Source organism: Cellulomonas sp. Root137, assembly GCF_001426725.1.
GTDB lineage: Bacteria > Actinomycetota > Actinomycetes > Actinomycetales > Cellulomonadaceae > Cellulomonas.
Genome location: NZ_LMFG01000001.1, coordinates 1251228 through 1274027, shown reverse-complemented (window position 1 = coordinate 1274027; position 22800 = coordinate 1251228). Strand labels below are relative to the sequence as shown.

Sequence of the window (22800 nt, the reverse complement as noted above, 5' to 3'; positions counted from 1 at the left end):
CCTCGCCCTGCGCGCGCTCGCGGGGCTGCTGACCGCGGCGGCCCGGCCACCGTAGGCATGTCGGAGGGATGCTGCATGCTCGGGGGATGACGGAGGAGTCCGACTACGAGGCGATCGCCGACGACCTGGTGGCCCGCGGCGCCACCCGCGCGCAGATGATGGGCCGCCCCATCCTCAAGGTCGGGTCGACCATGTTCGCCGCGCACATCGGCGACGACCGGCTCGCGGTGAAGCTCGGGCGCGACAGTCCGGAGCACGCGGAAGCACTGGCACTGCCCGGTGCGACCGTGTGGTCCCCGGGCGACAGCGGGCGGCTGTTCTACGACTGGGTGGCGCTGCCGGCCTCGGCGGAGGACGAGTGGATGCGGTTCGCCGAGATCGCGCGGGTGCGCGCTCAGACGTCCTTGGCCATCCAGAGCGACAAGAAGTCGCCGTCGTACGGGAAGAAGGGGACGACCGGGCGGTAGCCGGCGGACAGGTAGAGCGTGACGGCCTCGGGCTGGCGGATGCCGGTCTGGAGCACGACGCTGGTCAGGCCGTGCGTGCGGGCGTCGTCCTCGATGGCCGTGAGCAGCGCGCGGGCGGCACCGGCCCCGCGAGCGTCGTCGTCGACCCAGACCTTCTTGAGCTCCCCCGAGCCGGCCGGGTAGCCCTCCCGGGCCGCGCGCAAGGTCGCGCAGCCGACAGGCCGACCGTCGAGCCAGGCGATCACCGTGGACAGCGCGCCGACGCCCTGCTGCGGGTCGTCGACCTCGAAGCCGCCCGGCACGCTCGCGGGGATCTCCGGGTAGCGGACCTCGATGTCGCGCCACATCGCGAGCCGCAGCGAGGTGGCCACGGGGTCGGTCCACTCGGCGTGGGTGAGGGTGACCGTCGGGCGCTCGCCGGTGCGCGGCTCCCGGGGTGGTGTGGGCCCGAGGTCCTTGGCGAAGCAGCGCGACTCGGACTCCTCCGCGTACTCGCCGAAGTTCGGGATCGAGCGGTAGCCCTCGCTCAGGTACAGCCCGATGGCCGACGCCTGCAGCACGCCGGTCTCCAGGACGAGCCGGTGGAAGCCCCGCTCCTGCGCGACGGCCTCGAGCTCGCGCAGCACCGACCGCGACAGCCCCCGCCCGCGGTGCGCCGGGTCGACGAACATGCGCTTCAGCTCGCCGACCCCGTCACCGCGCTCACTGATCGCGCCGCACGCGACCGCCTCCCCGTCGACGCGGACCAGGAGCATCGCGACGATGCTCTCCCCGGTCATCTCGTGGCCGATGTCCTCCTCGCCGTACAGGGCGAGCAGCTCGGCCTGCTGTGCGGTGCGCAGCCGGAGCGCGTCGGGGTCGTCCCAGTCGACGAGCGCGATGCTGGTGGTCAACGCTCAGCCGACGAGGGCGGTGAGGACCGACGTGAAGAACCGCAGCCCGTCCGTGCCCGTGCGGGGGCCCTTCGCGCCGTCGGGTCCGAAGCCCGGCTCGACCGCGTGCTCGGGGTGCGGCATGAGGCCGACGACGTTGCCCGCCGCGTTCGAGATGCCCGCGATGCCACGACGCGAGCCATTCGGGTTCCAGCCCTGGTAGCGGAACACGACGCGGCCCTCGCCCTCGAGCTCGTCGAGGGTGTACTCGTCGGCGACGTACTGGCCGTCCTGGTTCTTCAGCGGGATCGTGATGTGCTCGCCCGCGGTGTAGTCGCGGGTCCAGGCGGTGTCGACGTTGTCGACCGACAGGACCTGCTCGCGGCACACGAAGTGCAGGTGGTCGTTCTTGATCATCGAGCCGGGCAGCAGGTGCGCCTCGGTGAGCACCTGGAAGCCGTTGCAGATGCCCAGCACCGGCAGGCCCTTGTTCGCCGCGTCGACGATCTCGCCCATGACCGGCGCGAACCGGCTGATGGCGCCGGCCCGCAGGTAGTCGCCATAGGAGAAGCCGCCGGGCAGGACCACGGCGTCGACCCCGTGCAGGTCGGCGTCGCCGTGCCACAGGCTCACGGGCTCGGCACCGGCGAGGCGGACCGCGCGGGCGGCGTCGCGGTCGTCGAGCGTGCCGGGGAAGGTGACGACGCCGACGCGCGTCATGCCTGGGTGTCCTCGTAGACCGCGACCACGTCCTCGATGACGGGGTTGGACAGCACGTGCTCGCCGGCCTCGCGGGCGGCCGCGAGGATCTCGTCGGTCACCGGCCCGTCGACCTCGAGCTCGAACCGCTTGCCCTGACGCACGGACGCGAACTGACCGAACCCGAGCCGCGGCAGGGCGCCGGCGACGGCCTTGCCCTGCGGGTCGAGGATCTCGGGCTTCGGCATGACATCGACGACGACTCGTCCCACGAAAGGGCTCCAGGTGTTCGCGCGGCGGTGGGGGGTCGCGGCGATTCTAGCGAGTGCGCGGAGGCGTGCTGCGCGGCTGCTCAGTCCGTGGCCAGGAGCGCCGGGACGAGGCCCTCCTGGTAGGTGTCGACTCGCGGGAGGCCGCCCGTGGACACGATGCTCCACACGTCCACGAAGGCCAGGTCGTCGGGCCCAGTCCGCGCGACGCGCCACGTGACCATCAGCGCCGGGAGGGCGAACAACGCCGCGACGGCCACCGCGACGGAGAAGAACAGGTCCGCCCGGCCGGTCCCCTCGATCCACGCGATGCCGACGGCACCGGCGGTCAGGAGGAGGATCATCGCCCGGTGCCGCGAGGTCGGCGCGACCAGCCACCTCGAGTGCTGCACCGGGCGCAGCGGGACGAGCCGACGCAGCATCGCCCGCGCGCGCAGCGCAGCCAGGCCGCCCAGGGCGACGGCCGAGACGAGCGCGACTGTCAGCGGTCCAGGAACGCCGTCGCGGCCCGCACTGACCGTCTCGACGCACGAGTGGCCGCACGAGACGGCGCCGAGCGCGGAGGGCGCCGCCAGGCAGGCCGCCAGCGCGGCGAGCCCCGCGGTCGCGAGGCCGACGGTCAGCAGCCCGGCGGTGCCGCGGGCCGTCAGTCGGTCCCGCAGGACCCAGCCGAAGAGCAACGTCTCGGTCGTCAGCTCCTCACCCGCCTCGGGCACCAGGTGCTTGCGTCCGCGTGCGCGCCTCACGCGTGAGCCGCGCCCGAGGATCCCCATGGACATCGCGAAGAGCGCTGGCAGGGCGCTGCCGGAAGGCGCGTGCGGACGGTCGCCGGTAGCGAGCGGGATGAGCACGGAGACGACGACCACCACGAGGGCCACGCTGAGCACCACCACGGCCGGGCTCCCCTCCGCCTCGATGTCGTCGCGCACCCACCCGCGGTACGGGGCCGGGACGCGCCGGTCCATCAGCCGGTACGCCAGCACGTGCCGCAGCGGAGGGCGGGTGCGCAGCCGCGTCGCCCACCCCGCGCGGACCAGGCCGACGACGGTCCCGGCGCTCAGGCGGGTCGCGTCGGGCCCCGCGAGGTCCGCGAGCAGCGCGGTGACCTCGTCGGCCCGCTCCCGGCGCCAGCGACGCGGGTACGCGCGCAGCCAGCGGTGGACGGAGCGCTCGAAGCGGGGGTCGATGGTCATCGGGTCTCCAGGACCAGGGCGGGGACGAGCTCGGAGTCGGGGCGGTCGACCGCGACCGGGCGGCCGGTCCAGGCGACGCGCCACAGGTCGACGAAGGCGGCGTCGGGGGTCGCCCGGGCCCGGCTCCTGACAACGACGGCCGACGGGAGGAGCAGCAGGCACAGCGGCCCGGCGACGGCCGAGACCGCGAAGACCCACGCCCCCGTCGCCTCCGCCAGCGCCGCCGCGACGACGAGCACGACCCACAGCGCGACACCCACGCGGGCCTGCGGTCGGAGCCCGAGGAGGTGGCGGGCGGGCTGCTCCGGCCGGACGGGCAGCCGACGGTCGAGGCGCCGTGCGACGACCGTGGCAGCCAGGAGCACCCCCATGACCGTGGCGACGGCCAGGAGCGCGGCGACGCCGGGAGCGAAGTCCCGCGCCGCGACCGTCGAGCCGACCTCGAAGCACGGACCGGAGGCGGGGAGGTCGCACGGCAGGCTGTCGAGCACCAGGCGGGCGGGCGCAACGAGCGCCGCAGCTGACCAGACCGCCGCACCGACCGCGAGCAGGAGCACCAGCACGCTGGATCCGGTCATGGCGGCGATGCGGGCCCGCGACGTCGACACCCAGACGAACGCCCCCACCGTGCGCGACTCACCCCAGCCGGGACGGGCGTGGTGCTGGAGCCTCCGGCGTGCGGCGCCCTCGGGCCTGACGCACAGCAGGGTGGCTGTGCCCGCGAGCGCGACCGCGATCCACGTCACGACGATCTCGTCGCGCAGATCGGAGGTCAGGGCCACATAGAGCGGCATGGCGAACATCCACGCGCGGCCCAGCAGGTTGCGCCGCAGGTGCCCAGGCGAGGTCATGTCGCGCCGCACCCAGTCGCGGTACCGCTCCGGCACGCGGAGGTCGAGCATCCGGTACGGCAGGTACACCCAGAGCGGCGGGGTCTGGCGCCAGCGCGTCGCGAGCCCGCCGCGCAGCAGTCCGAGGGCGGTCCGGGCGTCGAGGCGTCGGGCGCCGTCGTCGGCGAGGTCGACCAGGACGGCGGTGACCTCGTCGGCACGCTCCGCGCGCCAGCTCGGCGGGTAGGCCCGCAGCCAGAAGGCCGCGGACCGTTCGAGGCTGCGCATCACGTCGTCCCGAGGGCGGGTCGCGGTCGGGCCGCCAGGACGCGCCGGGCGAGGGACGCCAGGTCGGTCAGGCGTGCGGTCTCCGCAGCCAGCGCCGCGTAGCCGTCGGGGGTCAGGCGGTAGTAGCGGCGCAGCCGGCCGTCGACGACGACCTCGCCCGAGGCCTCCGCGTGACCCGCGGCGACCAGGCGGTCGAGGATGCCGTAGAGCGTGCCGGCGCTCAGGCGGACCTTGTCGTCCGAGAGCACCTTGACCGCCTGCACGATGCCGTACCCGTGGCGCGGCTCCTCGGCCAGCGAGAGCAGGACGAGGTACGCCTGCTCGCTCATCCGGAACGCCATGGCGGATATATATCGCGCGACGACCTATAGGCGCAAGAGTGTCAGTGGCGCACGGCATGATGCCCGCATGACCTCTCCGGCCCCCTCGACCCGCGGCTGGATCGGCCCCTACCTGGTGCTCGCGGTGCTGTGGGGCTGCAGCTTCCTGTTCATCGCCACGGCGTTGCAGACGTTCGCGCCCACGCAGGTGGCGTTCGGTCGCATCATCATCGGGTTCGTCGCGCTGGCGGTGATCCTGCTGGTCAGGCGCGAGCGCGTGCGGATCGGGCGGGGTCTGCTGGGCGACTTCGTCATCGTCGGCGCGGTGATGACGGCGATCCCGTTCGTGCTCTTCGCGCTCGCGGAGCAGCGGGTGACCTCGGTGCTCGCCGGCCTGGTGAACGCGACGACCCCGCTGTTCACCGCGGTGTTCGTGGCGCTCCTGCTGCCGTCGGAGCGGCCGGACCGGGTGCAGGTCGGCGGACTGGTCCTGGGCTTCGGCGGCATCGCGGTGCTGCTGGGCGTCTGGAACTCGGGCGCGATCGACCTGGTCGGCGGCGTGATGCTCCTGGGCGCCACGTTCTGCTACGGCATCGGCAACGCGTGGAGCCGGCGCCGGCTGACCACCACCGGCCTGTCGAACGTCGCGCTTCCGGCCATCCAGCTGGCCGTCGGCGCGGTGCTGATCCTCCCGTTCGCGGTCTCCACCCCGCTGACCGGCCCGCTCGCTCCGGCACCCGCGCTGGCGCTGCTCGCCCTGGGGCTCGGCGGCACCGGGCTGGCCTACGTCCTGTTCTGGCGCGTGCTGGCGATCGCCGGCGCCACGGTCACGGCGAGCGTCACCTACGTGATCCCGCTGGTCTCGACGACCCTCGGCGTGCTCGTCCTGCACGAGGGGCTGCACTGGTACGAGCCGGTCGGCGGCGCGGTCGTGCTGGCCGGCGTCGGGCTGACGCAGTGGGGGGCCGCGCGGCGCCGGTCGGCGGACGCGGCGCGCGCGGAGCGAGCCCCGGCGGGGTCGGACGAGGAGACCCGGAGCTCGGTCCGGAGCTGAGGTCAGGGCACGACGACCGTCATTCCCGGCCCGCTCGTCCCCTGCCCCAGGGCGGCGAGCGCGGCGGGCGCCTCCTCGAGCCCGATCGTGCGCCCGACCAGCCGGGACGGGTCCAGCTCCCCCGACGCGATCCGCGCCAGCATCGCCGGGTACTCGTGCGCGGCCATCCCGTGGCTGCCGTAGACCTCGAGCTCCCACCCGATCACCCGGCCCATCGGCAGCGGCGGGGCGGTGTCGGCGCCGAGCAGCAGCCCGACCTGGACGTGCCGACCGCGCCGACGCAGCGACAGGATCGAGGCCTCGGCCGTCGCGCGACCGCCCAGGGCGTCGAGCGAGACCGCGGCACCTCCGCCGGTCACGTCGTGCACCTGGGCGGCGACGTCACCGGACCCGTCGAGCACCACGGACGCTCCCATCGCCAGCGCCGCCTCCCGCGCGGAGGCGGACACGTCGACCGCCACCACCCGCGCGCCGGCGGCGACGGACACCATGACGGCCGACAGCCCTACGCCGCCGCACCCGTGCACCGCGACCCAGTCGCCGGCCGCGACCCGACCGTGCACGGTGACCGCCCGGTAGGCGGTCGCGAACCGGCAGCCGAGCCCTGCCGCGGTGACCGGTGACATGCCGGCGGGAAGTCGGACCAGGTTGACGTCGGCGTGGTGGATCGCGACGAGCTCGGCGAACGACCCGTCGTCGGTGAACCCCGGCTGCCGCTGGCGCTCGCAGACCTGCTGCTCGCCGGCCAGGCACGCCGCGCAGGTGCCGCAGGCGCACACGAACGGCACGGTGACCTGGTCACCGACCACCCAGGAGCGGACCTGCGGGCCGACTGCGCTGACCACGCCGGCCAACTCGTGCCCGGGCACGTGCGGCAGCGAGATGTCGTCGTCGTGCCCCTGCCAGCCGTGCCAGTCCGACCGGCAGACGCCGGTCGCGGTGACGCGCAGGACGACACCGTCGTCGGGGCAGCCGGGCGGCGGGACCTCCTGGACGGTGGGCAGGACGCCGAACTCGGAGATCACCACGGCACGCATGGCCTCATCCTCGCCGACCCGACCCGACCGTCAGAACCCGCGGTGCGTCCAGTCCCCCGCGACGAGCGTGCCGGCGACCGGCATCCCCCGCAGCGGAGCGGTCAGGGGGTCTGCGTCGAGCACGACGAGGTCCGCGGGCGCCCCGACGACCGGCGCCAGCCCGAGACCGTCGACCGAGGACTCCAGCGCCACCCGGCGGTCGAGCGCCTGCTCGGGGTGCCACGGCTCGCGGCCGTCGCGGGACCGGGTGACGGCCGCGTCCAGGGCGATCCACGGGTCCAGGGGTGCCACGGGCGCGTCGGAGCCGAGGGCCAGCCGCACGCCCGCCCGGTGCAGAGCGCCGAACGCGAACGCCCGGTCGGTGCGCCCGGCCCAGTGGTGGTCGGCGACGTCCCGGTCGTCCATCGCGTGCTCGGGCTGCACGCTCGCCACCACCCCGAGCTCCGCGAACCGCTGCACGTCGGCCCAGGACACCAGCTGCGCGTGCTCGATCGAACCGACCGCACCGGAGGAGGCGAAGGCGTCGAGCGCGAGCGCATTGGCGGCGTCGCCGATCGCGTGGATGGCGCAGCGCAGGCCGTGCCGGGTCGCGTGTGCCATGAGTGGGGCCAGCCGGGACGGCGGGACGGCGAGCACGCCACGGGCGTTCGGGCCGGTCAGGCCCGGGTACGGGTCGTGGCAGTAGGCGGTGCGCGTGTTGAGAGAGCCGTCGGTGATCACCTTGAGAGGACCTTGCTCGACGAGCCCGCCGACGGGGTCGCCGGTGTGCAGGTCCTCGCGGACCACGCGGTCGAGGTACTCCTCCCACACGCCCGCCCGCACGCGCAGCCGACCGGGCCGGGCAGCGGCGCGACGACGCCAGACGGCGAGGTTGTCGGCGATCTCCAGGTCGACCACGCCGACGACCCCGCGTGCGGCCGCAGCGGCCGTCGCGTCGTCAACCAGCGCGTCCGCGACGTCGTCGGACACGTGGTCGACGACGCCCTGCAGCGGCAGCCACTCGTGCTCGCGCAGCAGGCCGGTCGGGTGGTGCTCGACGCCGAGGAACCTCAGGCCCGCCGTCGAGGCCCACGCACAGTGCAGGTCGCCGGAGACCAGCACCACCGGCACGTGACCGACGGCCGCGTCGAGCAGAGCGGCCGTCGGTTCGTCGGGCCACAGCCCGTCGCGGAAGCCGAAGCCGACGAGCGCGGTACCGGGCAGCGGGCGGGGCGCGCCCGAGACGAGCGCCACGGCGTGCGCGGCCGACGTGGCCCCGGAGACGTCCAGCCGGCGGCGGGCGAGCGCCCACTGGGTCAGGTGCACGTGCGCGTCCCAGAGCCCGGGGATCAGCCAGCGGCCGTCGAGCTGCACGGTGGGCGCGTGCACGGAGAGCGACGGCCCGACGGACGCGACCCGACCGCCGCGCAGGAGCACGTCGACGGGTGCGTCATGGTCGACCAGCCGCGCGGAGCGCAGGAGCAGGTCAGTCGGTACGGTCCCCATGTGAGCACCGTAGAGGCGGGATACGACCCGACGTTCCTCGGTCCGCGGGTGCCCCTCCCGGTGCCGGCCCAGACCGTCCGCACGCTGCCGTCGACGCACTTCACCGTGCTGCTCGACCCCGAGCGCCGGCTCGCGGCAGCGACGGCGGTGAACATCGACGGCGCCCAGCTGCTGGATCTCGAGCGCGGCGACGACTGGCACCTGGACCCCCGGGTGCCCGCCGACGAGCAGGCGGGACCCGAGCTGTACGCGCGCAACGACCTCGACCGCGGGCACCTGGTCCGCCGGCGGGACCCGGTGTGGGGCGACCTCGTCACGGCGCGCCGGGCCAACCTCGACACGTTCGCCTACCCGAACGCCGCGCCGCAGGCCTCCGCGTTCAACCAGGGCGAGCTGCTCTGGGTGGGCCTGGAGGACCACGTCCTGGAGTACGCGCGGACGAACGACAGCCGGCTCTCCGTCTTCACGGGACCCGTCCTCGCCGACGACGACCCGGTCTACCGCGGCGTCGGGATCCCGCGGCTGTTCTGGAAGGTCGCCGCCTGGGCGGGGCCCGACCTCCGCGCCACCGCGTTCGTCCTCGACCAGACCCCGTTCGTCACGAGCCTGCGGGCGGCCGCCGACGAGGTCCCGCCGCTCGGGCCGTTCCGCACGTTCCAGGTCCCGGTCGCGGACGTCGAGGACCTCACCGGGCTCGACCTCGGGCCGCTCACCGGCGCCGACGTGCTCGCACCCGTCGGCGCACGCGGCGACCGCGAGCGCTGGGTGCCGCTGGACACGCTGGAGGAGATCCGCCTCTAGTGGCGGACGTGCGCGTCCCGGCGGGCCGGCACCACCATCGGCGTCCCGGTCTCCGGGTCGGGCACCACGCGGCACGCCAGCCCGAACACCTCACGCACCAGCGGCTCCGTGACCACGTCCGCGGGTGGGCCCTCGGCGACGACCGCGCCCTCCTTCATGGCGATCAGGTGAGTCGCGTACCGGGCGGCCTGGTTGAGGTCGTGCAGCACGGCGACGAGCGTCCGGCCCTCCTCGTGCAGCCGCGCGCACAGGTCCATGACCTCGAACTGGTGGGAGATGTCGAGGAACGTCGTCGGCTCGTCCAGGAGCAGCAGGTCGGTCTGCTGCGCGAGCGCCATGGCCAGCCACACCCGCTGACGCTGGCCGCCGGACAGCTCGGCGACGAACCGGTCCCGCAGGTCGGCGACCTCGGTGGCGTCGAGGGCGTCGGCGACTGCACGGGCGTCGGCCGCCGACCACTGCCGCAGCAGGCCCTGGTGCGGGTACCGGCCGCGGGCCACCAGGTCGCCGACGGTGATCGACTCGGGCGCGATGGGGTTCTGCGGCAGGAGGGCAAGCCGGCGGGCGACGTCCTTGCTCTTCAGCGACGAGATCGGTACGCCGTCCAGCAGCACGTGACCGGCACGTGGCTTGAGCGTCCGACCGAGCGCGCGCAGCAGGGTCGACTTGCCGCACCCGTTGGGGCCGATGATGACCGTGAACGACGACCGGGGGATCCGCACGGACAGGTTCGTGGCGACGACCAGCTGGTCGTACGCGAGCGTCAGGTCGGAAGCCTCCAGCGGTGGACCGTTCACGCGGGACTCCTCCTCCACTCGCGGACCAGCAGGAACGCGAGGTACACGCCGCCGAGCGCGGCGGTGACGACCCCGACGGGATACACGACGCCCGGCACGGCGTACTGGGCGACGAGGTCGGCGACGACCAGCACCGCGGCCCCGCAGCACGCGGCGGCGACCATACCCGGTCCGGTCGACCGGGTCAGCCGCCGGGCGATCTGCGGGGCGGTCAGCGCGACGAACGCGATCGGCCCGCTCACGGTCACCGCCGCGGCCGTCAGGAGCACGCCGACCACCACCGCCCACGTGCGCACCCGGTCCGCCTGCACCCCGACCGCGACCGCCACCTCGTCACCCATCTCGACCAGCTGCATCGGCCGGGTGAGCACGAGCGCCGCGGGCAGCAGGACCACCAGCGCGCCGACGATGAGGATCACGTCCGACCAGGACCGGGACGCGAGGCTGCCGTTGAGGTACGCGGCGAGCACCTGCGCGTCCTCGCGGGTGGCCCGGGCGAGCGCCAGCTGCACGAACGCCAGCGACATGGCCCCGACCGCGATGCCGACGACCACCATCCGCAGCGGTGCGCGGAACCCCGCACCCGAGCCGAGGTAGACCGCGCCGATCGCGACCCCCGCCCCGATGAGCGCCCCGACGGGCACCGGCAGCGCGCCCGGCCACACGAGCCCTGCGGCCGCGGCACCCGCAGCCGCGCCGGCGCCGAGCCCGATGATGTCGGGGCTGCCCAGCGGGTTGCGCGTGACGGACTGGAACATCGCCCCGGAGACCGCGAACGCCGCCCCGGCCGCGGCGCCGACGAGCAACCGCGGCAGGCGGTTGGTCCAGAGCACCCACTCCTGCGTGCGAGAGCCGTGGCCGGCGACGACCGACGGCAGCTCCGCGAGCGGGATGCCGAGCTGACCGGCCGCCAGGGTGACCAGGGCGGTGACCAGCACGAGCACGAGCGCGGCCACGCAGACGACGACCGGGCGACGGTGCCAGCGGACGGTGACGGCGGGCCCGAGGGTCAGGACGGCGGTCACAGCCCGACCCTCCCTCGGCGCACGGCCGCGATGAGGAACGGCGCCCCGACGAACGCGGTCACCGCGCCGACCGGCAGCTCGCCGGGCCGCGCCAGCACCCGACCGAGGACGTCGGCGGCGAGCAGCAGCACCGGGCCGAGCAGCAGGCAGTACGGCAGGAGCCAGCGGTGGTCCGAGCCGGTGAACCCCCGGACGACGTGCGGGACGGCGAGCCCGACGAACGCGATCGGCCCGACCGCGGCGACCGCCGCGGCACACAGGACCGTGGCGCCCGCGGCCCCGAGCAGGCGGGTGCGTCCGGCACGCAGCCCGAGGGAGGTCGCCGCCTCGTCGCCGAGCGCGAGCGCGTTCAGCGGACGGGCGAGCAGCAGGCACAGGACGAGTCCCCCCACCACGAAGGGCAGCACGGCGCCGACCGTGGACGGCGGCCGCCCGGCGAGGGACCCGACCACCCAGAACCGGTACGTGTCGAACACCTCGGGGTTGGCGAGCGTGATCCCCTCGACGACGGCCACCAGCACGGCGGACACCGCAGCGCCCGCCAGCACGAGCCGGACGGGCGTCGCACGGCGTCCGCCGGTGCCGATCAGGTAGACGGCGAACGCCGCGAACAGCGCCCCGGGCACCGCGGCCCAGACCGACCGGCCGGCGGCGCCGCCGAGCACCGCGGCCGTGATCACCAGTGACGCCGACGCGCCCGCGTTGACACCGAGCAGGCCCGGGTCGCCCAGCGGGTTGCGCGTGAGGCCCTGGATCACCACGCCCGCGACGGCCAGCGCGGCCCCGACGAGCAGACCGAGCTGCGTGCGCGGGATCCGGGAGGCGACGACGGTGGAGACGAACGAGTCGTCGGGAGTGCGCCACGCCGACCACACGTCGCCGAGCGGTACCGGCTTGGCCCCGACGGCGATGCTCAGGCCCACCACCGGGCCGGCCGGCCGGCGCGGCGGTCGGGAGTGCCGGGGTGGCCGGTGCGGGGCTCGCGCGACGGTGGTGCTCATGGGTGCACGGTACGGAGGGTCAGGCCTGCGCCTTCTCCGCACCCGCGGTGATGAGCGGCAGGTACTCGTCGAGCGCCCACGGCACGCTCAGCGGCGTGGCCACCGAGACGGCCATGCCCAGCTTCGTGTCGAGCATCGGCACGTAGGCGCCGGACGCGAACGCGGGGATCTGCGCCCAGAGCGGCTGCGCCTCGGTCGACGCCTGCTCCTCCGCGCTGTTGAACCACGTGAACAGCAGGTCCGCGTCGTTCAGCTGGTCGGCGTTCTCGAGCCCGAGGGTCGCGACGAACGTGCCGGGCGACGAGGTCAGCGTCGAGACGGACGGCGCCAGCTCGAGGCCGAGACCGGTGAGGAGCTCGACGCGCGGGTCACCGGGCAGGTAGACCGACAGGGCGCCGGGCTGGTCCCCGCCGTACACGTAGGCGAACGTCTTCCCGGCGAGCTCGGGGTTGTCGGCGGCGGCCTCGTCGATCGCGGCCTGGCGCTCGTCCAGCAGCGGCTGCGCCTTCTCCGGCACGCCCAGCGCGTCGGCGGCGATGGTCACCTGGTCCTCGAGCGAGGTCTGCCACGGCTCGCCGGGGTACGCGACCACCGGCACCAGCGCGGACAGCTGGTCGAACGTCGCCTGGTCGAGTCCCGACTGCGGGGCCAGCACCAGGTCGGGCTCGAGCGCGACGACCGCGTCGATGTCGAGCTCGGGGTACATCGCGATGGTCGTCGGCAGCTCGTCGCCGGACGCCTCGACGGCCTGCCGGAACCACGGCTGGTAGCCCTCGGCGTCGCCGCCCCAGGTGTCCGACTCGATCCCGACCGGCGTGGTGCCCAGCGAGAACGCGATGTCCGCGGCACCCCAGCCGAGCGTCACCACGCGCTCCGGCTTCGCGGCGATCTCCGCTGTGCCGAGCGCCGAGTCGATCGACACGGGGAAGAGCGCGTCGGACGTGGGCTCGGCGGAGGTGTCGCCGGAGGCGTCGTCGGACGCCCCGCCGCACGCCGCGAGGGTGAGGGCGACGGCCGTCGCGGTGGCCACCAGGGCCGAGAGGCGCGCGATGCGCACGGTGGTGCTCCCATCGGATCGAGGTCGAGCTAATGAGGCAAGCCTAACCTCATAGATCCGTGCCGATCCGCGACGAGCGTGTCGGGAACCTCACACCGACAGGGACGTCCCCGTCAGCCGCTCGTACGCCTCGAGGTACCGGTCGCGGGTGCGCTCGACCACGTCCGCGGGCAGCGGCGGCGGCGCGGCGTCCGATTCGCGGTCCCACCCCGACGCGGCCGACGTGAGCCAGTCGCGGACGAACTGCTTGTCGAAGCTGGCCTGCGCGCGGCCGGGGTGCCACAGGTCGGCGGGCCAGAACCGCGACGAGTCGGGCGTGAGCACCTCGTCGCCGAGCGTGATCGCGCCGGTCGTGGGGTCGGTGCCGAACTCGAGCTTGGTGTCGGCCAGGATCACGCCGTGCTCGCGCGCGATCGCCTCGGCGCGCCCGTAGACCGCAAGGGTGAGCGACCGGAGCGCCTCGGCCGCGTCGGCGCCGACCTGCTCCACCACGGCCTCGAACGGCACGTTCTCGTCGTGCTCCCCCAGCTCCGCCTTCGTCGCGGGCGTGAAGATCGGCTGCGGCAGCCGCGAGCCGTCCACCAGCCCCTCGGGCAGCGCGATGCCGGTCACCGACCGCGACACCCGGTACTCCGCCAGACCCGAGCCGGTGAGGTACCCGCGCGCGACGCACTCCACGGGGAACATCTCCAGGCGTCGGCACACCATCGCGCGGCCGGCGACCGCCTCGGGCACGTCGGTCGACACCACGTGGTTGGGCACCAGGTCGGCGAGCTGCTCGAACCACCACAGGCTCAGCTGCGTCAGGACGATGCCCTTGCCGGGGATCCCCGGGCTGAGCACGTGGTCGAACGCGGACACCCGGTCGCTCGCGACCACCAGCACCACGTCCCCGAGCGCCGCCGTCAGCGCGGACCCGTCGGGCACGTAGAGGTCCCGGACCTTGCCGGAGTAGGTGTGGGTCCAGCCGGGCAGGTCCGGGGTCGTCGCAGTCACGGGCCCTAGTGTGCAGGTCCGCGCGCCGTCAGACGAGATCGTCTCCGCCCTCGAGCCCGTCGGGGATGGGCAGCCCGACCAGCCGCACCAGCCGCTCCACGGTCTCCTCGACGAACGTGTCCTCGGGCTCGTCCACGTGCTCGGCGGCCAGGAGCCGTCGGACGTGCTTGGCCTCGACGTCGACCGCCCCGACCAGCAGCGCCCACTCGGCGAAGGCCTCCGCCTCCGCCCCGAGGTCCAACGGGTCGCTCTCCGCCGGGTCGTCGAAGTAGTCCCGCGGCTGGAAGCCCAGGTAGAACCGGCCGAGCCCGTCCGGCGCGGGCCGGTAGTCGACCGTCGCGATGTCCCCGTCCTGGACCGTGATGCTCAGGCTCGGTGTCACCGAGGCGTCCCCGCCCCACTCGCCGCCGCCGTACACGAACTTCTCGGTGCTGCCCATCCCGCGAACCTAGACCAGCGGGGCGCCTGCCACCGCGGCCGCGATGTCCGAGCGGTGGTGCGAGAACGGCAGCTCGATCCGCTCGACGCCGGCGTAGGCCGCGGCGCGCGCGGCAGCCAGGTCTCGGCCGACGCCGACGACGGAGAGCACGCGACCCCCCGCGGCGACCAGGTGCGAGCCGTCGATCGCGTCGTCGTCGTCGCCGGGGGCGTTGAGCTGCAGGGCGGTGCCCGCGTGCAGGACGTGCACCCCGGGCAGTGCCTCGGCGGCCTCGATCCCGGTGATCGGGTCGCCCGTGCGGACGGTGCCCGGGTACCCGCCGGACGCGATCACCACGGTCACGGCCGCGTCGTCGCGCCACCGCAGCGGGGGCAGCGCACCGAGCGTGCCGGTCGCGCTGGCGAGCAGCACACCCGCGAGCGGCGTCTCCAGCCGGGCCAGGACGACCTGCGTCTCGGGGTCCCCGAACCGGGCGTTGAACTCCACGACCTTCAGGCCCGTCGAGGTGAGCGCCAGGCCCACGTACAGGACGCCGGAGAACGGTGTCCCGCGCCGGGCCATCTCGGCGACCGTCGGGCGCGCGACGCGCTCGACCACCTCGTCGACCAGGTCCGCGGGCGCCCACGGCAGCGGCGAGTACGCGCCCATGCCGCCGGTGTTGGGCCCCTCGTCGCCGTCGTGCGCGCGCTTGAAGTCCTGGGCGGGCACCAGCGGCACCACGTCAGCGCCGTCCGACAGGACGAAGAGCGAGATCTCCGGGCCGTCCAGGTAGTCCTCGACGACGATCCGGCCGCCGGGCTTGGCCAGGCACGCGGCCGCGTGCGCCAGCGCCTCGGCGCGGTCGTCGGTGACGACGACACCCTTGCCCGCCGCCAGCCCGTCGTCCTTGACCACGTACGGGGCACCGAAGGCGTCGAGGCCCGCGGCGGCCTCCTCGATCGTGGTCGCGACGCGCGGCTCGGCAGTGGGCACCCCGGCGGCGGCCATGACCTCCTTGGCGAACGCCTTGGACCCCTCGAGCTGCGCACCGGCCGCGGACGGACCGAACACGGGGATCCCGACCGCCCGTACGGAGTCCGCGACGCCCGCCACGAGCGGCGCCTCGGGTCCGACGACGACGAGGTCCGCGCTCAGCGACGTCGCGAGCGCCGCGACCGCGGCACCGTCCAGCTGGTCCACCGCGTGCAGCGTGGCGAGCGTCCCGATGCCGGGGTTCCCCGGGGCCGCGTGCAGCGCGGTCACCGCCGGGTCGACGGAGAGCGCGCGGACGAGGGCGTGCTCACGGGCACCGGTGCCGACGACGAGGATCTTCACGTGCCGGGAGCCTACCCGGCGGCCTCCGCGGACCGCAGGCGCGCCCGGAGACCGTCGAGCTCGTCGAGCATCGCCACCGGGAGCCGGCCGCCGAACTGCGCGAAGAACTCCTCGGTCAGGTCGCACTCCGCGAGCCACGCCACCGGGTCGACCTCGAGCAGCTGCTCCAGCGCACCGTCCGGCAGGTCCAGCCCGTCCAGGTCCAGCTCACCCTCCCCGGGCAGGATGCCGATCGGCGAGTCGGCCCCCTCCACCGACCCGTCGAGCCGCTCCAGCGCCCAGGCCAGCACCCGCGCGTTCTGACCGAACCCGGGCCACAGGTAGGACCCGTCCGCGCCCTTGCGGAACCAGTTGACGCCGAAGATCGCCGGCAGCGGGATCCCGCGGGCCGAGAGCTGCGCACCGAGCCGGAGCCAGTGCCCCCAGTGGTCGGCCATGTTGTAGCCGCAGAACGGGAGCATGGCGAAGGGGTCGCGACGCAGCGTCCCGACGGGGCCCTCGGCGGCGGCGGTCTGCTCGGACGCGATCGTCGCGCCCAGGAACACCCCGTGCGACCAGTCCCGCGCCTGCGCGACCAGCGGCACGTTCGTGGCCCGCCGTCCGCCGAACCAGATCGCGTCGACTGGCACGCCCTCGGGCGAGTCCCAGGAGTCCGCGATGGTCGGGCACTGGTCGGCGGCGACCGTGAACCGGCTGTTCGGGTGGGCGGCCGGCTCGTCGGACGCCGGGGTCCAGTCGCGGCCCCGCCAGTCGGTGAGGTGGTCGGGCGGGGTGTCGGTCAGGCCCTCCCACCAGACGTCGCCCTCGTCGGTGAGGGCGACGTTGGTGAAGATCACGTCGTGCGTCAGGGTCGCGATGGCGGCTGGGTTGGTGCGCACGCCCGTGCCGGGGGCGACGCCGAAGAAGCCGGCCTCGGGGTTGATCGCGCGCAGCCGACCGTCCGTGCCGGGTCCGCCGGGTCGCAGCCACGCGATGTCGTCGCCGATGGTCTCGACCGTCCAGCCCGGGATCGTCGGCTGGAGCATCGCCAGGTTCGTCTTGCCGCAGGCCGACGGGAACGCGGCGGCGACGTGCGACACCCGGCCGGTCGGCGACGTCACGCGCAGGACGAGCATGTGCTCGGCGAGCCAGCCCTCGTCGCGTGCCATGACGGACGCGATGCGCAGGGCGAAGCACTTCTTGCCCAGGAGCGCATTCCCGCCGTAGCCGGACCCGAACGACCAGATCTCGCGGGTCTCGGGGAAGTGGGCGATGTACTTCGTCGGGCTGCACGGCCACGGGACGTCGTCCTCGTGCGGCCCGAGGGGCGCACCGACCGAGTGCACCGCGGGGACGAAGCCGCCGTCGGTCCCCAGCAGCTCCAGCACCGGGGTGCCCACCCGCGTCATGATCCGCATGCTCACCACGACGTACGGCGAGTCGGTCACCTGGACGCCCAGCTGTGAGATCGGCCCGCCCAGCGGACCCATCGAGAACGGGACGACGTACATGGTCCGTCCGCGCATCGACCCGGCGAACACCCCGGCCAGCTCGGCACGCATGACGTGCGGCTCGCGCCAGTGGTTCGTCGGGCCGGCGTCGTCCGGGTCCTCCGAGCAGATGAACGTGCGGTCCTCGACGCGGGCGACGTCGGACGGGTCGGAGCGCGCCAGGTAGGAGCCGGGCCGCAGCTCCTCGTTCAGCCGGATCAGCGTGCCCGCCTCGACCATGTCCTCGACCAGCGCCGACGCCTGCGCGGCGGACCCGTCCACCCAGACGACCTCGTCGGGCTCGGTGAGCGCCGCGACCGCGCCGACCCACGACTGCAGCGCGCTGTGCCGCTGCCCTCCCGGCGCAGCGGGAACACGGACGGGCGTCAGGTCGAACGGGTACTCGAACGGATGCGGCTCGACGAGCGTCATGACGACCTCCGTGAAGGGACCAGGTCCTTCCACGGTGGACCTCTCCGCGCGCGGATTCCATCACCCACGGCCCGGAACAACCGCGGTTCTTACGATCTGCACAACTCAGGGGCGCGAATCGTCCTCGCGGGGCAGCGGCAGGGCGTCGAAGTAGATCCGCACGCGCCGGCGGCCCTCGACGTCGCCCGCCGCCTTGCGCTCCTTGGCGCTCTTGACCACGTCGTCGATGATCTCCTGCACCGCGACGACGACGTCCTGCAGCTCCTCGAGGGTGAGGTCCGCGGTCGTCCGGTCGTTGAGCGCCGCCTCCTCCCACTCCGGGGTGTCGCCCGTGAGCATCCACCGGCTCAGCACCTGCGCGCGCTCGGCGACGACCCCCTGCAGCAGCGCGTTGGCCGCCTCGGCGGTCCGGGGGTCGCGCAGCATGTCCCGCCCGTCGACGCTGTACCCGACCGCGCGCCACCACCGGTCGCGCCCCCGCTCGTGCGCCGGGTCGTCCTCGACGAAGCCGTGCTTCTCCAGCTGGCGCAGGTGGTAGCTGGTCTGGCCGCTGCTCTCCCCGAGGCGGCGGCCGAGCTGGCTGGCGGTCGCCGACCCGTGCTCGGACAGGTAGTCGTACATCGCCATCCGCAGCGGGTGCGCCAACGCCTTGAGCTCCTCCGGCCCGATGGCACGGGCTCGGAACGGGAGGGGCTTGCTCTCGCTCATTCGCAGAGATACCTTTGCAGAGTTGTCTTTGCAGAGAATTCTCTTCGATCCTACCGTCCCATCGCAGGAGTCCCCATGAGCGAGCAGGTCGCCACGCGCGAGCCCCTCGGCCGCCGGTTCACCGCCCACCTGACCGCGACCGGTCTGGCGAACCTGGGCGACGGCATCGTGCAGACCGGCGTGCCCCTGTACGCCCTCACGCTCACGCGCTCCCCCAGCCAGATCGCACTGCTCACCGCGGCGGCCTGGCTCCCCTGGCTCGTGCTCGGGCTGGCCGCCGGCGTGGTCGTCGACCGCCGCGACCGCAAGTACACCCAGGTGGTCGGCCTGGCCGCCCGCGCCCCGCTCCTCGGGGTGGCCGTGTGGCTGGTGGCCACCGGGCACATGACGATCGCCGCGCTCGCCGTGATCGTGCTGCTCTACGGCGTGACCGACGTGTTCGTCGACCTCGCCGGGTCCGCGCTGGTCCCCGACATCGTGCCGCGGTCCCGGCTGGAGGCCGCGAACGGGCGCACGCTGGCCGCCCAGCAGGTCATGTCCACGTTCGTCGGCGGCCCGATCGCGGGCGGGATGCTCGCGCTCGGCGCGGGCTGGGTGTTCGGCGTCCCCGCCGGGCTCGGTGTGCTCGCCCTGCTGCTCATCGCCACCCGGATCCCCGGGACGTACAAGCACGCTGCGACCGAGAAGCGCTCCGCGCTCGCCGAGGTGCGCGAGGGTGTCGGGTTCCTGGTCCGGCACCCCGTGCTCCGGCCGCTCCTGGTGGCCGGCAGCGTGATGAACATGGCCAGCACCGGCTACTTCGCCGTGTTCGTGCTCTGGATGGTGGGCCCCGGCTCGCGCGTCGGGCTCGAGCCCGCGCACTACCCGCTGGTGATCGCCGTGCTCGCGGTCGGCGCGGTGCTCGGCTCGTTCGCCGCCGAGCCGCTGGGCCGGCGCATCCCCGAGGTCCGGCTGCTGCTGGGCTGCTGGACCATCGACGCCCTGCTCATGCTGGTCCCGGTGCTCGTGCCCGCGGTGCCCGCCATCGCGGTCTCCCTGTTCTTCCTCGGTTTCCTCAACACCAACGGCAACGTGATCTCGCAGTCGATGCGCCAGCGGATGGTCGCGCCGGGCATGCTCGGCCGGGTGGGCGGCGCCAGCCGGACGCTCGGGTACGGGCTCATGCCGCTCGGCGCGCTGCTCGGCGGGCTGGTGGCCGAGCAGTGGGGACTGCCCGCGGTGTTCCTCGGCGCGACCGTCGTCTGCGTCGCGGCGGTCGGCTACCCGATCGCGGTGGTCCGCCAGCGCATGGTCGCCGAGCTCCAGCTTCCCGCGCCGGAACCGAGGACAGAACCCCTGCCGGCAGCCGTCTGAGGCCGCGATACTGACCGCGTGCCCCGGCTGACCCCTCCCGCGATCACCCCCGGAACCGTCTCAGGGTCGGTGCAGCCGGTCCTGCACGCCGAGGGCCTGCACCTGCGGCCGTGGCGCGCGCGGGACGCCGACGCGGTGGTGGCCGCCTACGCCGACCCCGGGATCCGGCGGTGGCACGACCGGTCCATGGACCACCACGAGGCGGCCGCATGGGTGGCCTCCTGGGCGGACCGGTGGCGCGCCGAGACGGGGGCCGGCTGGGCGATCGCGACCACCGACGCGGTGCTCGGCCAGATCAGCCTGCGGTCCTTCGACCACGGCGACGGTCGCTCGGACATCTCGTACTGGGTGCTCCCGGCCGCTCGCGGGCGCGGGGTCGCGACGACCGCCCTGGCCACCCTGAGCACCTGGGCGTTCGGCGCGCTCGGGCTGCACCGGATCGAGGTCGACCACTCGGTCGACAACCCGGCGTCCTGCCTCGTCGCCACCCGCGCCGGGTTCCGCCTGGAGGGGACCAAGCGCGGCGACGCCCTGCACGCGGACGGCTGGCACGACATGCACCTGCACGCCCGCGTCGCGGGGGACGTCAGCTGAGCAGCTCGTGCCGGACGATCGTGGCCTCGCGGCCGGGGCCGACGCCGACGGACGAGATGCGGGCGCCTGAGATCTCCTCGAGGTGCAGCAGGTAGCGCTGCGCCGCGGCGGGCAGGTCGTCGAACTCGCGGGCCCCCGAGATGTCCTCGGTCCAGCCGTCGAGGTACTCGTAGATCGGCTTGGCGTGGTGGAAGTCGGACTGGTCGTACGGCATCTCGTCGAACCGGCGCCCCTGCACGTCGTACGCCACGGCGACGGGGATCTTGTCCCGGCCGGTGAGCACGTCGAGCTTGGTGACCACGAGGTCGGTGAGCCCGTTGACCCGGCTGGCGTAGCGGACCACGACGGCGTCGTACCAGCCGGTGCGGCGCGGTCGGCCGGTGGTGGTGCCGAACTCCCCACCGGTCTGCCGCAGCCACTCGCCGTCGTCGTCGAGCAGCTCGGTGGGGAACGGGCCCTCGCCCACGCGGGTGGTGTACGCCTTGGCGACGGCGACGACCCGGTCGATCCTCGTCGGACCCACGCCGGAGCCCGTGCACGCGCCGCCGGCCGTGGCCGACGAGGACGTGACGAACGGGTAGGTGCCGTGGTCGACGTCGAGCATGGTGGCCTGACCGGCCTCGAAGACCAGCGTCTTGCCCTCGTCGAGAGCGGTGTTGAGCAGCAGAGGGGTGTCCGCGACCATCGGGTGCAGCCGGTCGGCGTGGCGCAGCAGGTCCTCGACGGTCTCGTCGACCGTGATGGCCCGACGGTTGTAGACCTTGACCAGCAGGTGGTTCTTCTGGTCGAGGGCGCCCTCGACCTTCTCCCGCAGGATCTTCTCGTCGAACAGGTCCTGCATCCGGATGCCGACGCGGTTGATCTTGTCGGAGTACGCCGGGCCGATGCCGCGACCGGTGGTGCCGATGCGGCGCTTGCCCAGGAACCGCTCGGTGACCTTGTCGAGGGTGCGGTTGTACGGCGCGATGACGTGGGCGGCCGACGAGACCTTGAGGGCGGAGGTGTCCACGCCGCGGGCCTCGAGGGCGTCGATCTCCTCGAAGAGCACCTCGATGTCGACGACCACGCCGTTCCCGATCACCGGGACGACGCCGGGCGAGAGGATGCCCGACGGCAGCAGGTGCAGGGCGTACTTCTCGCCACCGATCACGACCGTGTGACCCGCGTTGTTCCCGCCGTTGAACTTCACGACGTAGTCGGTCCGCGAGCCGAGCTGGTCGGTTGCCTTCCCCTTGCCCTCGTCGCCCCACTGAGCTCCGAGCACCACGACGGCCGGCATCTAGATCACCACTCCCCCTGCCTACGGTGCGGACCCGTGTACGGGGGCCGGGCACCGGGCGGCAGTGACCCAGTACCTCCGAGAGGGTACCGGACCGTCAAGAAATGGTCATGTCAGCGCAGGTTCGCGACCTCGTCCACCGACGTCCCGCTGTCCGCGAGGAACGTCTCGCAGCGCTCGGCCTCCTCCGACTCCCCGATCGCCTCCGCGGCCTCCGCGAGGGCGAGCAGGGCGCGCAGGAACCCCTCGTTGGGTGCGTGGTCGGCGGGGATCGGACCGCGACCGTGCCAGCCCGCGCGGCGCAGGGCGTCCAGCCCGCGGTGGTAGCCGGTGCGCGCGTAGGCGTACGCCGCGACCGGGTCGCCCTCGTCGGCGAGCGCCCCCTCGGCCAGGAGCGCCCACAGGAGCGACGACGCCGGAGCGGCGGGGACGGCCTCGCGCGGCGTCGACCCGCTGCTCAGCGCCGCACGGGCGTCCGCGTCGGGGCCGTCGGCGGGCAGCAGCGTCGGGGCGGGACCGTCCAGCAGGTTCTCGTGGCTCATGCGCACAGTGTCCCCCACCGTGTGCGCGGGCGGAGGGGCACGGTTACAGTCGTCTGGCCGACCTGGACTGCTGTTCGGCTCGCATCTCGCAACCCGACAGGGCACACATGATCGAGATCTCCACGTCCGCGACGACGACCACCTTGGCGATCGCCGGCGACCTCGACCTGGCCGAGCGCGACCAGTTCCCGGAGATCGCCGCGCGTGTCGTGGGCCTGCGCCGCCAGCTCCTGGTCATCGACATGTGCCAGGTCACGTTCATGGACTCCACCGGGGCGGCGTTCCTCATCTCGCTGGCCGACGCCGGCCGCAAGCGCGGGGGCGCGACCGTCCTGCGCGGCGCGGACCCGCGGGACCTGTTCGTCATCGAGATCTGCGGCGCGCTCGAGCTGTTCCGGATCGACGCCGAGCACCACTGCGAGTCCGGCGTCAGCGAGTCCGGGTTCCGCCACCCCGACGGCGCACCGACCCCGGCCTGA

Annotated in this window: 25 protein-coding genes; 6 read left to right on the top strand and 19 right to left on the bottom strand. The window is 74.0% G+C overall.

All coding sequences use genetic code 11. From position 1 onward, the window contains the following. The first annotated feature begins 86 nt into the window (after positions 1-86). Entirely contained in the window at positions 87-467 is a 381-nt protein-coding gene (locus ASD18_RS06115; RefSeq protein ID WP_056088094.1) for a hypothetical protein, read from the top strand. Here ASD18_RS06115 and ASD18_RS06110 read toward each other — a convergent pair. The 6 genes from ASD18_RS06110 to ASD18_RS06085 all read right to left on the bottom strand — a co-directional run bounded on the left by ASD18_RS06110 (position 395) and on the right by ASD18_RS06085 (position 4959). Continuing rightward, positions 395-1360: a GNAT family N-acetyltransferase gene (locus ASD18_RS06110; protein ID WP_056088091.1), complete on the bottom strand. Its 966-nt coding sequence runs from the start codon at positions 1358-1360 to the stop codon at positions 395-397. The genes ASD18_RS06115 and ASD18_RS06110 overlap by 73 nt on opposite strands. 3 nt (positions 1361-1363) lie before the next feature. Beyond that, the gene (gene purQ, locus ASD18_RS06105) at positions 1364-2059 is read right to left on the bottom strand and encodes a phosphoribosylformylglycinamidine synthase subunit PurQ (protein ID WP_056088087.1); all 696 of its coding nucleotides are present in this window, start codon (positions 2057-2059) and stop codon (positions 1364-1366) included. Then, a complete protein-coding gene (gene purS / locus ASD18_RS06100) occupies positions 2056-2310 on the bottom strand; it encodes a phosphoribosylformylglycinamidine synthase subunit PurS (RefSeq protein ID WP_056088082.1) in 255 nt (84 codons plus the stop codon). The genes purQ and purS overlap by 4 nt, the downstream gene beginning before the upstream one ends. 80 nt (positions 2311-2390) lie before the next feature. Beyond that, positions 2391-3500, bottom strand: coding sequence for a hypothetical protein (locus ASD18_RS06095; RefSeq protein WP_056088077.1), 1110 nt, complete (start codon positions 3498-3500; stop codon positions 2391-2393). Beyond that, positions 3497-4618, bottom strand: coding sequence for a hypothetical protein (locus ASD18_RS06090; RefSeq protein ID WP_056088072.1), 1122 nt, complete (start codon positions 4616-4618; stop codon positions 3497-3499). The genes ASD18_RS06095 and ASD18_RS06090 overlap by 4 nt, the downstream gene beginning before the upstream one ends. Further along, a complete protein-coding gene (locus tag ASD18_RS06085; RefSeq protein WP_200938480.1) occupies positions 4618-4959 on the bottom strand; it encodes a PadR family transcriptional regulator in 342 nt (113 codons plus the stop codon). Before ASD18_RS06085 ends, ASD18_RS06090 begins: the two co-directional genes overlap by 1 nt. 67 nt (positions 4960-5026) lie before the next feature. Here ASD18_RS06085 and ASD18_RS06080 point away from each other — a divergent pair, with 67 nt between their 5' ends. Next, positions 5027-5992, top strand: a complete 966-nt coding sequence (locus tag ASD18_RS06080) for a DMT family transporter (RefSeq protein WP_056088068.1) — start codon at positions 5027-5029, stop codon at positions 5990-5992. A gap of 2 nt (positions 5993-5994) precedes the next feature. Here the strand turns inward: ASD18_RS06080 and ASD18_RS06075 are convergent, their stop codons facing one another. Beyond that, on the bottom strand, positions 5995-7029 hold the full coding sequence (locus ASD18_RS06075; RefSeq protein ID WP_056088065.1) for an alcohol dehydrogenase catalytic domain-containing protein: 1035 nt from the start codon (positions 7027-7029) through the stop codon (positions 5995-5997). Between the two features lie 30 nt (positions 7030-7059). Continuing rightward, a complete protein-coding gene (locus ASD18_RS06070; RefSeq protein WP_056088062.1) occupies positions 7060-8514 on the bottom strand; it encodes an amidohydrolase in 1455 nt (484 codons plus the stop codon). On the opposite strand from ASD18_RS06070, the gene ASD18_RS06065 reads away from it, so the two are divergent. Continuing rightward, positions 8515-9315: a DNA/RNA non-specific endonuclease gene (locus tag ASD18_RS06065; RefSeq protein WP_056091686.1), complete on the top strand. Its 801-nt coding sequence runs from the start codon at positions 8515-8517 to the stop codon at positions 9313-9315. It begins immediately after the preceding gene. Here the strand turns inward: ASD18_RS06065 and ASD18_RS06060 are convergent. The 9 genes from ASD18_RS06060 to ASD18_RS06020 all read right to left on the bottom strand — a co-directional run bounded on the left by ASD18_RS06060 (position 9312) and on the right by ASD18_RS06020 (position 18553). Beyond that, positions 9312-10112, bottom strand: a complete 801-nt coding sequence (locus ASD18_RS06060) for an ABC transporter ATP-binding protein (protein ID WP_082573911.1) — start codon at positions 10110-10112, stop codon at positions 9312-9314. The genes ASD18_RS06065 and ASD18_RS06060 overlap by 4 nt on opposite strands. Then, positions 10109-11137, bottom strand: coding sequence for an iron chelate uptake ABC transporter family permease subunit (locus ASD18_RS06055; RefSeq protein ID WP_056088056.1), 1029 nt, complete (start codon positions 11135-11137; stop codon positions 10109-10111). The genes ASD18_RS06060 and ASD18_RS06055 overlap by 4 nt, the downstream gene beginning before the upstream one ends. Then, positions 11134-12138, bottom strand: a complete 1005-nt coding sequence (locus ASD18_RS06050; protein WP_056088052.1) for an iron ABC transporter permease — start codon at positions 12136-12138, stop codon at positions 11134-11136. Before ASD18_RS06050 ends, ASD18_RS06055 begins: the two co-directional genes overlap by 4 nt. Before the next feature lie 19 nt (positions 12139-12157). Further along, positions 12158-13195: an ABC transporter substrate-binding protein gene (locus tag ASD18_RS06045; protein WP_056088049.1), complete on the bottom strand. Its 1038-nt coding sequence runs from the start codon at positions 13193-13195 to the stop codon at positions 12158-12160. Between the two features lie 90 nt (positions 13196-13285). After that, positions 13286-14191: a phosphoribosylaminoimidazolesuccinocarboxamide synthase gene (locus tag ASD18_RS06040; RefSeq protein WP_056088046.1), complete on the bottom strand. Its 906-nt coding sequence runs from the start codon at positions 14189-14191 to the stop codon at positions 13286-13288. A gap of 28 nt (positions 14192-14219) precedes the next feature. Further along, positions 14220-14630 carry a hypothetical protein gene (locus ASD18_RS06035; protein WP_056088043.1) on the bottom strand — a complete coding sequence of 137 codons (411 nt, stop codon included), beginning with the start codon at positions 14628-14630 and terminating at the stop codon, positions 14220-14222. 9 nt (positions 14631-14639) lie between these two features. Next, positions 14640-15944: a phosphoribosylamine--glycine ligase gene (gene purD, locus ASD18_RS06030; protein ID WP_056088040.1), complete on the bottom strand. Its 1305-nt coding sequence runs from the start codon at positions 15942-15944 to the stop codon at positions 14640-14642. Between the two features lie 11 nt (positions 15945-15955). Beyond that, positions 15956-17845 (bottom strand): phosphoenolpyruvate carboxykinase (GTP), encoded by a 1890-nt coding sequence (locus ASD18_RS06025; protein WP_082573577.1) that lies wholly within the window; start codon positions 17843-17845, stop codon positions 15956-15958. Between the two features lie 105 nt (positions 17846-17950). After that, a complete protein-coding gene (locus ASD18_RS06020) occupies positions 17951-18553 on the bottom strand; it encodes a helix-turn-helix domain-containing protein (protein ID WP_056088038.1) in 603 nt (200 codons plus the stop codon). 75 nt (positions 18554-18628) lie between these two features. Here ASD18_RS06020 and ASD18_RS06015 point away from each other — a divergent pair, with 75 nt between their 5' ends. Both ASD18_RS06015 and ASD18_RS06010 read left to right on the top strand, forming a co-directional pair. Continuing rightward, on the top strand, positions 18629-19906 hold the full coding sequence (locus ASD18_RS06015) for an MFS transporter (RefSeq protein ID WP_056088035.1): 1278 nt from the start codon (positions 18629-18631) through the stop codon (positions 19904-19906). A gap of 18 nt (positions 19907-19924) precedes the next feature. Further along, positions 19925-20500, top strand: coding sequence for a GNAT family N-acetyltransferase (locus tag ASD18_RS06010; RefSeq protein WP_056088032.1), 576 nt, complete (start codon positions 19925-19927; stop codon positions 20498-20500). On the opposite strand, the gene ASD18_RS06005 is transcribed toward ASD18_RS06010, so the two are convergent. Together ASD18_RS06005 and ASD18_RS06000 are read right to left on the bottom strand one after the other, a co-directional pair. Further along, positions 20493-21779, bottom strand: a complete 1287-nt coding sequence (locus tag ASD18_RS06005) for an adenylosuccinate synthase (protein WP_056088027.1) — start codon at positions 21777-21779, stop codon at positions 20493-20495. The genes ASD18_RS06010 and ASD18_RS06005 overlap by 8 nt on opposite strands. Positions 21780-21892: 113 nt before the next feature. Further along, entirely contained in the window at positions 21893-22321 is a 429-nt protein-coding gene (locus ASD18_RS06000; RefSeq protein ID WP_056088024.1) for a DUF3151 domain-containing protein, read from the bottom strand. Between the two features lie 107 nt (positions 22322-22428). Here ASD18_RS06000 and ASD18_RS05995 point away from each other — a divergent pair, with 107 nt between their 5' ends. Next, entirely contained in the window at positions 22429-22800 is a 372-nt protein-coding gene (locus tag ASD18_RS05995) for an STAS domain-containing protein (protein ID WP_056088021.1), read from the top strand.